Below are 12,227 nucleotides of genomic sequence, written 5' to 3'. Positions count from 1 at the left end.
AATTTTCCTAAACATCTAAATGTTTGACATCTTTTGCGTGTGTTTGGATATATTCACGGCGTGGTTCTACCTCATCACCCATAAAGAGCGAAAACACATCACTTGCAGCATTATCATCTTCAATCTCTACACGAATCAAACGGCGATTCTCTGGGGTCATTGTAGTTTCCCATAACTGCTCGGGATTCATTTCACCCAAACCTTTATATCTTTGGATATACGCACCTTTCTTGCTACTTTCTTCTATACGTTCAAGCATTGCAATAGGATCTTCACCATTTAAAAACGATAAATCTCTCTCTTGGATTTTTCTATACACATAACATGCTTCTTCAAAAAGTGGATGCGTGAAAAGCTCATCATCAATTTTAATATCAACCAATCCAGAATCTGTTTGCACATACAAATGGATTTTTTCTTCATCAATATAAGAATTTAGAATATTAAAATTTAATGTCGCAATTTTTTCTTTAATCGCTTCTGCTAGGGCGTCATTTTTAAGCCCAATTAAATTTGGATTTTCAATTAAATGTTTTACAATTTCAATCAGTGAAAAACGCTTTTTAAGATTCTGCAATGTTCCACGATAATGCGCAATAATTTTAAAGAAATCCATTAAATCTTTATTTCCGATTCCACTAAACTCAAAATTTTCAATCCCATTTTCAATCAAATATTCACTTAAAGCTTTTTCATCTTTGAGATAAATCTCTTTTTTGCCCTTTTTAAAGCGATAAAGCGGCGGCTGTGCAATATATAAATAACCTGCTTCAATAATGCCTTTAAGATAGCGGAAAAAGAAAGTCATCAAAAGTGTTTGAATATGGCTTCCATCAACATCGGCATCGGTCATAATAATGATTTTATTATATCTTGCTTTTTGAATATCAAATTCTTCTCCGATTCCACAACCAAGAGCAGTGATTAAGTTTTTAATCTCCTCACTTTTTAGAATCTTATCTAAGCGGGATTTTTCTACATTTAAAATTTTCCCACGTAAAGGTAAAATTGCTTGATATACTCTATCACGTCCTTGTTTTGCAGAACCGCCAGCAGAATCTCCCTCTACGAGATAAAGTTCGCTAATACTTGGGTCTTTGCTTTGGCAATCTGCTAATTTACCAGGTAATGTGCCAACACTAAAAGATTCTTTTTTACGCGTAAGTTCTCTTGCTTTCTTTGCCGCTTCTCTTCCTCTTGCAGCAAGCAGAGCTTTTTGCATAATTGCCTTTGCTTCATTAGGATTTTCTTCAAAATATTTTGCGAGCTTTTCATAAGTGAGTTTTTGCACAATAGGTTTCACAAAAGAACTTCCTAATTTTCCTTTTGTTTGTCCTACAAATTGCGGGTCAATCACTCTTACAGAAATAATAGTAATAAGCCCTTCTCTAATATCATCGCCTGTGATTTTGGAATCTTTTTCTCTTGCATTTGCATTTGCTTCGATATAATTTGTAATCACTCTTGTAAGCCCAGCTCTAAAGCCTGCTTCATGTGTTCCACCTTCACTTGTATTAATATTATTAACAAAGCTTAAAACTTTTTCATCAAAACCTTCATTATAAGTGAGTGCAATTTCGACCTCAACATCTTCATCTTTGCCTTCAAAACTCATAATATTTACAATAGAAGGCTTTTTATTAATATCTGTGATGAATTGGGATAGCCCGCCTTCAAAATGATAATTTTCATTAAATCCATCACGTTCATCTGTAAAGTGGATTGTAATTTGGTGGTTTAAATACGCAAGCTCTTTAAAACGTTTTTTTAGAATCTCTTTATCAAATTCTACAATTTCAAAAATTGTAGGGTCTGGAATAAACTCAATTGTTGTTCCATTTTCCTTAGTTTCTCCGATGATTTCTAAAGTATTTTGTGGAATCCCTTGCGCGAAATCTTGACGATAAATCTTATTATGTTTATAAATTGTCATTTGTAAAGAGGTGGATAAAGCATTTACAACAGAAACACCAACACCATGCAAACCACCTGAATAGGTTTTTTGGTCAAACTTGCCTCCTGCGTGAAGCACAGTTAAAGCAACAGTTGCAGCAGAAATATTTTCTGTGGGGTGAATATCTACAGGGATTCCACGCCCGTTGTCTGTAATTCTTGCTCCCCCTTCTTTTGTCAAAATAACATCAATTTTTGTGCAGTATCCTGCCATTGCTTCATCAATACAATTATCAACAACTTCATAAATTAAATGATGCAAACCATTAATATTTGTATCACCAATATACATTCCGGGGCGTTTTCTAACAGCTTCTAAGCCTTTTAAAACCTTAATACTATGTCCAGTGTATTCTAAATCTTCCATATAATTCCTTAAAGAATAATTGGCATAACAACCGTAGAGAAATTTTCACTTCTTAGGACAAAAGGAGCGTTTTTACCATTTAATTCCCAAGTGAAAGTTGCTGTATCAATTTGTGTTAAAAAATCTAAAATATGACGAGAATTCACACCAATTTCAATTTCTTCGTTGATTGCAAGTTCAATTTCAATCTGTGTTTTAGCTTCAGAATTATCTTGACTTAAAGATTCAAATAGAATTTCTTTTGGTTTGAAGGTAAGTTTGACATCATTTGTTACAGAATTAATAACATTGATTCCTTCTATAATGTTTGCTTTTGGAATATTAAGGCTGATTTCCATTTCTTTAGGCAAGATTTTTTCATAATCTGGGAATTTTCCATTAATAAGATGTGAGAAAAAGATGTAATTTTGTGATTTAATAATGACATTTTTTTCGTTGTAAAAAAGTTCAACATTATCAAAAAATAACTTTTGGATTTCTGTAATTGCTTTTCTAGGGAAAATTAAAGAGAGATTTCTACCAGAAGGTTTGTCAAATTTAATCATTGCTAAACGTTTTGTATCTGTTGCTATAAAGTTATAAGAGTATTCTTTAATGTCTAATAAAGCACCATTTAATTCACGTTTTTGATTGTTCATATCAATAACTGGGAGAATTTTTTTCATTGAAGTGATAAGCTCTAAAGAGTTAATTTCTAGTTTTGGTAAGTTTTCGTATTCTGGAAAAGTTGGGAATTGTTGTGCATTAAACATTGGAAGTTTAAAAGAGCTTCTATTTTGTTTGATATGTAAATTTTCATTATTTGTATAGAGATTTACTTCTCCTTCTTTTAAGCGTTTAATGATGTCTAGGATTTGCTTACCATTTACAGTTGCGATTCCTTCTTCTGTAATTGTCAAAGAATCTGTAATTGTGCAAAGTCCCATTTCAAAGTCTGTAGCTTTACAAATGAGTTGATTATCTTTTGTCTCAAGATAAATGTGTGAAGTGATTTGACTGGAATCTTTTTTATCCAAGAAAGGTTGTAAAGCAGTAAAAATATTATCTAATACACTATTTGAAATCGTGATATTCATAAAAGCTCCTTTATTATTTTAAATTTTTAGAAGTGTTAGTAGGGTGGTTGAATTGTTGAATAACTACTATAAACTTCTAAAATTAAGGTTTTTTTCGTGTGCAAATGTTATTTGGAATTTCACATTAATGCACAATTTTAGCAAAAGTTTGTTTGGATTGTATTTAAAGGAATTATTTTATCTTATTTTTAATTTCTTCAACAATGGTTTTGAAGTTTTGATTTTCATTGATTTCAGTTTGGATACTTTTCATTGCTTTGCTAACTGTGCTGTGGTCTTTCATTCCAAAGAAATTTGCAAGATAGGGCATTGAATTTGGTGTGAGCGTGCGTGCTAGATAAATGACAATTTTACGCGCTGTTACAATATTTTTAGAGCGACTTTTGCTTTTAATATCAGAAGGTTTAATATTATAATATTTCGCAACTGTATCAATAATAGAATCCATATTTACGCTTTCTTTAGATTCTTTAATATATTCTTTTAAAATTTCTTTAATAAATTCAAGATTAATTTCTTGGATATTTGTAACATTCATAGAAAAGCTAAGTTTAACAAGCACGCCTTCAATCTCGCGGATATTATCATTAATATTTGCAGCGATGAAATTAATAATATTATCATTTAAGTGGATTCCATCTAATTCACATTTTGCACGGATAATATTGATTTTTGTTTCTAATTCTGGAGGTTGAATATCTGCAAGTAATCCAGAAGTAAAGCGTGTTTTTAGACGTTCTTCTAAACCCTTCATATCTTTAGGTGGGCGGTCAGAAGTTAGCACAATTTGTTTGTTGTTTTCTTTTAGTTCATTAAAAGTGTGAAAAAACTCTTCTTGAATTTGGTCTTTTCCACTTAAAAATTGAATATCATCAATAAGAAGATAATCGCATGCGCGGTATTTTTCGCGGAATCTTTCCATTGTTCGATTGCGGATATGTAAATAAAAATCATTTAAAAATTGCTCACTTGTTGTGTAAATAACATTTTTACCTACACTGACATTTGTATTTCCAATCGCATTTAATAAATGTGTCTTTCCTAACCCTGTGTTGCCATAAATTACCAAAGGATTATAACTTGTGCTTTGATTTTGCGCCACAGCTTTTGCGACATTAAAAGCAAAATTATTAGAATTTCCTACGACAAAAGAAGCAAAAGTAAAAGAAGGATTAAGATTTGAAGCACTATTTTGTTTGCGTATGTTAGGCTTATTTTCTTTCTTTTTATTAGGATTTAGCACTTCTACGATGATTTCAGGTTTAAATCCATTATGAATTTCAAATAAATGTGCAATTTTATCAGCATATTTTGTTTTTACCCATCTTGCAATAAACATATTTGGTGCATTTAAAACAATTCTATCATCACGTGAGTATTTTTCATTATAAGAAATTTGAGCAATGTAATTATCAAATTCAAAAGGTGTAATTTCGTTTTTTAGCTGCAAAAGAATAGAATGCAAAGGAAACTCCAAAGGTTATTCACAGAATGTGAAAAAGATGTGAATAGATGATGAAATTTTAGCAAATTTTTTGATTTAATCTATAAAAATAAATAACTTTAGTAGAATCTCAGAAATATTTTACTTAGGGATAGAATGAATATTTTAGGCATTGACCCGGGAAGTAGAAATTGTGGTTATGCGATTATAAAATTAGAAAATGGCGCAATTTCTTTAGTTGAAGCAGGTTTAATCAAAATCAAAGAAAGGATTTTACAAGACCAAATTGTAGAATTTGTTGAAGGGATTGATTTGGTATTAAAGCAGCATCATATTAATAGTGTAGCAATTGAAGATATGTTTTATGCGTATAATCCAAAAAGCGTGATTAAGCTTGCACAATTTAGGGGTGCTTTAAGCCTTAAGATTCTGCAAGAATTAGGAAATTTTGCTGAATACACGCCTTTGCAAGTCAAAAAAGCATTAACAGGTAATGGAAAAGCAACAAAAGAACAAGTTGCTTTTATGGTTAAGCGACTTTTGGGCATTAAAAGCGACATCAAACCCTTAGATATTACTGATGCTATTGCTATTGCAATCGCGCATGCACAACGACTTAAATTCCAAAAAGGACAAACATGCAAATAGAATTGTTATCTTATACAAATTTAAACATCTGCTCTCACGCGATTCGCACTTGTTGGCAAAGTTTTGAAAAAGGCGATAATGGCGGGGAAAAAGATAAAGAATTAATCGATAAAGTTGGTAATAAATTTAAACATGCTTCGACTTTGGAACATTTAAATTATACCTTTTATATTCAAGGAATCAGTAGAGCTTGTTTGCAAGAATTAGCAAGGCATAGAATGGCATCTCTAAGCGTGAAATCCAGTCGTTACACATTAAAAGAGCTTAAAGAAGAAGAATCCTTTTTGCCTTTTTGTGAAGATAATCTTAAAAGAGCAGAAAAATTTATAGTCTTTACAAGCAATCAAGCTGTTAATGAAGCTTCAATGTATGCGTTAGAATCTTTAAGAAAATTACTTGTTACAAATATTAGTAATGATTTAGCAAAATTTGCAATGCCAGAATCTTATAAAACAGAACTTACTTGGAGTATTAATGCAAGGAGTTTGCAAAATTTCTTAGCTTTGCGTAGCTCAAAAGCTGCTTTATGGGAGATTAGAGATTTGGCGTTAAAGATTTTTGACACACTTCCACAAGAACATCAATTCATTTTTAGTGCCGTATTAAGCGATGCTTGAATTTTTAAATTTACTTAAAAATGGGATTCCACTTGATTTTAAACTTGCAGAATCTTTTTTAAAAACTTTAGAATCTTTACGTATTCTTGATGTGTTAGAAGTGCGTAAAAATTGCTATGTGTTAAAAAAACATTTTTGTATTGGTGAGATAGAATTAGCAAAAGAAGGCTATGGCTTTGTGATTCCATTGCCAAAAGGAAAAGCACGTGATTGGCTTGTGGAGAAAAATTTATTAAAAGGAGCACAAAAGGGTGATATTGTGCTAGCAAAAATGCTAAATAAACAGCGCAATACACGTGTTTATGCAAAAGTGATTCAAATCCTAGAAACAAAAGAAAATAGCGTGCTTTGCTATTTAGAAAAATATAAATTAGATTGTATGGCAATCTCAATTCCAAATGAGATTCCTTATAAGATTAAAGCTTCACAAAAATCCTTAAAAACATTGCCACCAAATACAATTTTAAAATTAAATCCAAAAAATGGTGAAATTTTAGAGATTTTAGGGGCATTAAGCGACCCTAGAATTGATGAGAGCATTGCATTGCATTTATACAATAGACAAGAATCTTTTAGCTTGCAAGCAGAGCTTCAAGCTGATAGTTTTAAAGCTGTGCATTTAAAGGATTTTAAAGAAAGGGTGAATTGCACGTATTTGCCTTTTTGTGCGATTGACCCTGTTGGGGCAAAAGATCATGATGATGCAATTTTTTATGATGATGAAAATTCTACACTTTATGTCGCAATTGCTGATGTGAGTTACTATGTTTCTAAGGATTCCGCTCTTGATATTGAAGCAAAGGCGCGGGGATTTAGTGTGTATTTTCCACATAAATCTATTCCTATGCTGCCAAGGGTTTTAAGTGAGAATCTTTGTTCGTTAAGCGAAGGAAAATTGCGTCTCGCAATGGTTTGGAAAATCCGCTTGCATAAACGCACAAAAGTAGTGCTAAATAGTGAGCTTTTTGAAGCAGTGATTAAAGTGCGCCAAAAGCTAACTTATGAAGCTGTTGATACATTTTTAAACACAAAACAAAGCAAAGAAATAAAGCCAGCTTTAAAACCAATGCTTTTTTCTCTAAATGCCTTAGCACAAAAGTTGCGACAGAAGCGTTTGAAAAATGGATTTGATTTTTTAGGCGATGATAGTGTTATGGAGCTAGATAAAAATTTAGAATTAAAAGATCTAAAGATAGAATCCCAAACGCAAAGTCATCAACTTGTAGAAGAATGTATGCTTCTTGCAAATATCCAAAGCGCCATTTTGCAAAGCAAACAAAGCACGCAAGGAGATGAGCGGTTAAAATTAGGGATTTACCGCGTGCATGACGCACCTAAGCAAGCAAGCATTCAAGATTTATTTGCAGAATTTAGACTGCTTGGAATCTACCAAAAAAATACGATTCCAAAAAATACAAAAGAATTCCACAAAGCAATTTTAGAAATCCAAACTTTAGTCAAAGATTCTAATATGGCAGCAGAAGTGGATAAACTCATTATTAAATCAATGCAACAAGCATTTTATGCAAGTCATAATATTGGGCATTTTGGTTTGGGGTTTGAAATGTATAGCCATTTTACTTCCCCGATTCGGCGTTATAGTGATTTGCTATTACACAGAATCTTAAAAGCAAAAATAAAACTCAATCAAGAATCCCTAGAATCTCTCCCGCAAATTTGTGAGAATTTAAGCCAAAAAGAAAGAGAAGTCGCAAAAATAGAAATGGATTTTAAAGATAGAAAATTTGCGCGGTATTTGTATAAAAAAATCGGGCAAGCATATTTAGGAGTGGTGATTAATGATAAACGCCCAGAGCTTATTGTGCTAACCACACCCCCGCTTCAAGGTGCGCGTGTTGTATGCTTAAAAGGGACAGGAGTAAAATACCAAAAAGTGTGTGTGCAAATTGTAGATGTTAATCTTGCTACAACAAAGGTGTATGGTAGAATCTTGGAAAGTTTTAATGAAGGATTTGGAATCCAAAATGCACAAATTTCTAAATATCTTTTTACAAAAACACACCAAAAACTACAAAATGTAAGAGAAAAGGCAAAACTCAATGCTAAAAAAATGGGTAAAAATATTAAGAAAAGAAGCAAAAGTTCAAGCTTTAAGCCACGTCATAAGCGCAAGGGTAAATGATGTATAAAAAAGAATTAGACGCAAAACTTGCAAGTAATGCTTCAGGAATTCGCGCAATTTTGCTTTATGGAGCGGATATATTTTTAATAGGACATTATGGAGAAAAAATTGCAAAAATTTTTTTAGAAAAGGGATATGAGAAAAATAGCTTTTATTTTGGTGAGTTTGATTTTGAAAACGCATTAAGCTGTTTTTCGCAAGGCTCACTTTTTGGTGATGCAGCATTAGTATGGATAAAAGTCGATAAAAAGATTCCAAAAAAACAGCTTGATACGCTTGTAGAATCTTTGCTAAAAAATGGAAATGGAGCTTTGATTTTAGAATTTTATCAAGCAGATAATAAAACAATTATGGAATATATGGCGGACGCTAAAAGTATGGTTAGTAGCTTCAATCAAGCAAAAAATGGAGTGTTTGAAGTGCGCTTTTTTGCACCAAATTTCAATGAAGCAATGCCAATTTTGCAAGAATATGCAAAGGAGCTAAAAATCAAGATTCCAAATTTTCTACTGCATAGGATTTTTGAACAGCAAAATCTTGATTTGGGATTGAGCATTGCAGAGCTTAGAAAATATGGAATCTTTGACCAAGAAATTACCGCAGAAATTGTCGATAATTTAGGTTATGGATTAGGCAGTGTTGAGGTTGATGAGATTTTAGAATTATTACTACTTAAAAAACCTTATTTTGACAAACTCTCGCAATTTTTAGAACAAGGCTTTGAAGAAAAGCAACTCATAAGTGTCGTGCAAAAGTATTTTTTTGTGCTATTTTTGCTAAAGATTCATATTCGATTAAAAGGGGATTCCAACTTAGCAGAAGCCTTAGGCTATAATCCCCCAAAAGCTATATTGGAAAAAAAGAAAGCGTTTGCTACGATGATTAAAGAAACGCAATATGAGTCAATTTTTTTTATTTTAAACACTTGGCGCGAAGAATCGTTTAAAGGAATGAATCGTGGTAATGGATTTTTAAGCACTTTAATAAAAATCCAAGCAATTTTAAGGTAAAATCAACCCCTTTACATTTTGTAAAAATTGTAAAAAACTTATAAAAATCCTTGCTCTTTTGAAGCGCAAAAGGGCAAAAAATCCATAAGGAGACTTTATGCGTTTTTATGAAACTATGTTTGTGGTTAAACCCACTTTGACACAAGAAGAAATCACTCAAAAGATTGATTTTTACAAAGCTGCAATCCTTAATAATGGCGGGGAAATTAGTGCAACTTTAGATATGGGAATGCGCAACCTTGCTTATGAAATTAAGAAAAATAAGCGCGGTTATTATTTTGTGATTTATTTTAAAGCAGAACCAAAGCTTGTTTTAGAACTAGAGCGTTTGTATCGCATTAACGAAGAGATTTTACGCTTTATTGTGATTAAATATGAAAGCAAAAAAGAGCAAAAAGCATGGGAAACATTAGTAGATAGAGCGGTGAATAACAAAAAATCCACTCCTTTAAAAGATACAGAGGATAAGCCTCAAGAAGCTTAAAGGATATTAGATGTTTAACAAAGTCATTTTAGTTGGAAATTTAACACGCGATGTTGAATTGCGTTATTTGCCAAATGGAAGCGCATTAGCAAAAATTGGACTTGCTACAAATCGCCGCTACAAAAAACAAGATGGTTCACAAGGTGAGGAAGTGTGTTTTGTAGATGTCAATCTTTTTGGTCGCACTGCTGAAGTGGCAAATCAATATTTAAGACGCGGTTCTCAAGTTTTAATTGAGGGACGTTTGGTATTGGAGAGTTGGACAGATAATAATGGACAAAAGCGAAACAAACATAGCATTACAGCAGAAAGTATGCAAATGCTAGGTTCAAGGAATGAAGGCGGAATCCCAAATCATGGGGGCTATAATCCAAATAACGATTATCAAGAAGATTATGGGCAAGGTGGATATAACGCAGGTTATGGTGGAAACTCTAATCAAAACTATAACAACCAAAGCAATTACAATAGTTATGATGCGCAATCAAACTATCAAGCAAAGCCAAGAGCCCAACAAAAGCCACCAAAAGAAGATGAGATTCCAGTCATTGATATTAACGATGAAGAAATACCATTTTAAAGGAACATTATGGCAGAGAAAAAACGATACTCAAAAAGATATTGCCGTTATACAGAGGCAAAAATTGAATTTATTGATTACAAAGATGTGGATATGCTTAAACACTCCCTATCGGAGCGTTATAAAATTATGCCACGCCGTTTAACAGGAAATTCTAAAAAATGGCAAGAGCGCGTAGAGGTGGCGATTAAACGCGCAAGACATATGGCATTAATCCCTTATATTGTAGATCGTAAAAAAGTAGTAGAAAATCCTTTCAAAATCTAAAGTTAGGTGAATGCAGATTTCTTATTCTCCCTTGTTTGGAGAGTAAGATTTCTTCTCTAAAGATTTAAATAAAAACTAGGCTTTCTGCTAATTTTAAAAATTATTTTACGCTTTTTCATTCTTTTTTAGTTGAGTTATTTTTTATTAAACATTTAGTAGATTTAGGATTCTACTATCATAAAATTTTAATGATGAAATGAAATGTAACAATCAACCAAAAAGTCAAAAAAATATTAACTCCATTTAGTTTAAATTATATCTGTTTTAGTTATAATCTAGGATTTTGCAATTATTAATAATCACAATATCAAAGGATTGGAAATGTGGAATAAACTTTCTATTGGGAAAAAATTTTCTTGTATTCAAATTATCGTTGCGCTTATCATTGTAGTGCCTTTTGTTCTTTTTATCAATCTAGTATGGATAAATCTACTCAAGACCAAATCAAACTGCAAATTACTCAAATGGCATCTATAGTAGAGGGAAATTTTGAAATTATCTCCAATCAAATCATTAGAGAAAGCGATAATTCTCTTAGCTTTTTTGAAAATGCAATCTTTACTCTTTATGGTAATGCAAATGCTGCTAGCTACCAACTTGGCAATCCTACAACAATTAACCAAATAAGCATTCCAAGCCTTATGTTTAATGGGATAAATCTTGTTGGCAATACAGATTTGGTTGATAATTTCTCAAATCTCACAGGCGGGGTGGCAACAATTTTTGTCCGAAAAGGAAATGAGTTTGTAAGAATCTCTACTTCGCTTAAAAATGAGCAAGGTAACAGAATGATTGGAACTTCAATCAATAGCTCTCACCCAGCTTTTGCTGAGGTAACCAAAAGTAACCCGCGAGTATTTCGTGGAAAAGTGCAACTTGCTGGCAAAGATTATATGTCTATCTATAAACCTATTTTAAATGCACAACAACAAACAATCGGACTTTTGTTTGTTGCTTATGGTTTGAAAGATTCTTATGAACTTATTGCAGAAAAACTTAATGCAATTCGTATCGGAAAACAAGGAAAAATTGTTGTTTTGGATAAAACAAATGATAAATTTATCTTTGGTAAAGACGGCAAACCAAGTGATTATCAGTATCTACAGAATCTAAAACAAGGCACTAGCATTTACCACACCATCAATGGAGAAAAATATGAATCTTATGTGGATTATAATAGCTCACTTGATTTGTATATCCTTGTAGAAGTGCGTTTGCAAGATTTTATGGAAGCTAATCAAAAAATTGGATTTATTGTTATTTTTGGAATCATTATAGTTCTAGCAGCGATTTTAATCGCATCTTTCCTGATTATTAGACTTTCCTTATTAAATCGCCTCAATGGAATCTCTAAATTGCTTTTCGATTTCCTAAAATTCCTCAACCATGAAACAAAAACTCCTCCACATCTTGTCCGCCCAAAAGCAGAAGATGAGATTGGAAAAATGGCATTAGCGATTAATCAAAATATTGAGATTACACAACAAGGCTTAAAGCAAGATGAAACAGCTATTACCCAATCTGCAAAAACAGCAAAAACAGTAGAAGAAGGTAATTTAACTGCAAGAATTATAGAGAATCCTCATAATCCACAACTTGTAGAATTAAAAAATGTGTTAAATAATATGCTAGATGTCT

11 protein-coding genes are annotated in these 12,227 nt (G+C 32.2%); 8 read left to right on the top strand and 3 right to left on the bottom strand.

The annotated features are described in order from the left end of the window. Nucleotides 1–7: 7 nt before the first annotated feature. From gyrB to dnaA, 3 genes are all read right to left on the bottom strand, one after another. Complete coding sequence (gyrB, locus tag LS70_RS06090; RefSeq protein WP_034291121.1) at nucleotides 8–2,320, bottom strand: DNA topoisomerase (ATP-hydrolyzing) subunit B; 2,313 nt, start codon at nucleotides 2,318–2,320, stop codon at nucleotides 8–10. Between the two features lie 8 nt (nucleotides 2,321–2,328). Then, entirely contained in the window at nucleotides 2,329–3,396 is a 1,068-nt protein-coding gene (dnaN, locus tag LS70_RS06085) for a DNA polymerase III subunit beta (RefSeq protein WP_034291123.1), read from the bottom strand. Between the two features lie 172 nt (nucleotides 3,397–3,568). Next, on the bottom strand, nucleotides 3,569–4,861 hold the full coding sequence (dnaA, locus tag LS70_RS06080) for a chromosomal replication initiator protein DnaA (RefSeq protein WP_034291124.1): 1,293 nt from the start codon (nucleotides 4,859–4,861) through the stop codon (nucleotides 3,569–3,571). A gap of 135 nt (nucleotides 4,862–4,996) precedes the next feature. On the opposite strand from dnaA, the gene ruvC reads away from it, so the two are divergent. From ruvC to LS70_RS06040, 8 genes are all read left to right on the top strand, one after another. Beyond that, entirely contained in the window at nucleotides 4,997–5,488 is a 492-nt protein-coding gene (gene ruvC / locus LS70_RS06075) for a crossover junction endodeoxyribonuclease RuvC (RefSeq protein ID WP_034291125.1), read from the top strand. Beyond that, a complete protein-coding gene (gene thyX, locus LS70_RS06070; protein WP_138109385.1) occupies nucleotides 5,479–6,105 on the top strand; it encodes an FAD-dependent thymidylate synthase in 627 nt (208 codons plus the stop codon). The genes ruvC and thyX overlap by 10 nt, the downstream gene beginning before the upstream one ends. Continuing rightward, complete coding sequence (locus LS70_RS06065) at nucleotides 6,098–8,248, top strand: RNB domain-containing ribonuclease (RefSeq protein ID WP_034291128.1); 2,151 nt, start codon at nucleotides 6,098–6,100, stop codon at nucleotides 8,246–8,248. Before thyX ends, LS70_RS06065 begins: the two co-directional genes overlap by 8 nt. Then, nucleotides 8,248–9,258 (top strand): DNA polymerase III subunit delta, encoded by a 1,011-nt coding sequence (locus LS70_RS06060; protein WP_034291130.1) that lies wholly within the window; start codon nucleotides 8,248–8,250, stop codon nucleotides 9,256–9,258. Before LS70_RS06065 ends, LS70_RS06060 begins: the two co-directional genes overlap by 1 nt. A 97-nt stretch (nucleotides 9,259–9,355) precedes the next feature. Further along, entirely contained in the window at nucleotides 9,356–9,742 is a 387-nt protein-coding gene (gene rpsF, locus LS70_RS06055; RefSeq protein ID WP_034291132.1) for a 30S ribosomal protein S6, read from the top strand. Between the two features lie 10 nt (nucleotides 9,743–9,752). Then, the gene (locus LS70_RS06050) at nucleotides 9,753–10,322 is read left to right on the top strand and encodes a single-stranded DNA-binding protein (protein ID WP_034291134.1); all 570 of its coding nucleotides are present in this window, start codon (nucleotides 9,753–9,755) and stop codon (nucleotides 10,320–10,322) included. Nucleotides 10,323–10,331: 9 nt separating this feature from the next. Next, entirely contained in the window at nucleotides 10,332–10,589 is a 258-nt protein-coding gene (gene rpsR, locus LS70_RS06045; RefSeq protein ID WP_034291136.1) for a 30S ribosomal protein S18, read from the top strand. Nucleotides 10,590–11,008: 419 nt separating this feature from the next. Continuing rightward, the coding region (locus tag LS70_RS06040) for a Cache 3/Cache 2 fusion domain-containing protein (RefSeq protein ID WP_201273971.1) at nucleotides 11,009–12,227 on the top strand (1,219 nt) is incomplete at its 3' end.

The sequence above is a fragment of the Helicobacter sp. MIT 11-5569 genome (assembly GCF_000765695.2).
Taxonomy (GTDB): domain Bacteria; phylum Campylobacterota; class Campylobacteria; order Campylobacterales; family Helicobacteraceae; genus Helicobacter_D.
The sequence above is the reverse complement of the archived record's forward strand: the minus strand, read 5'-3'. Positions and strand labels throughout refer to the sequence as shown.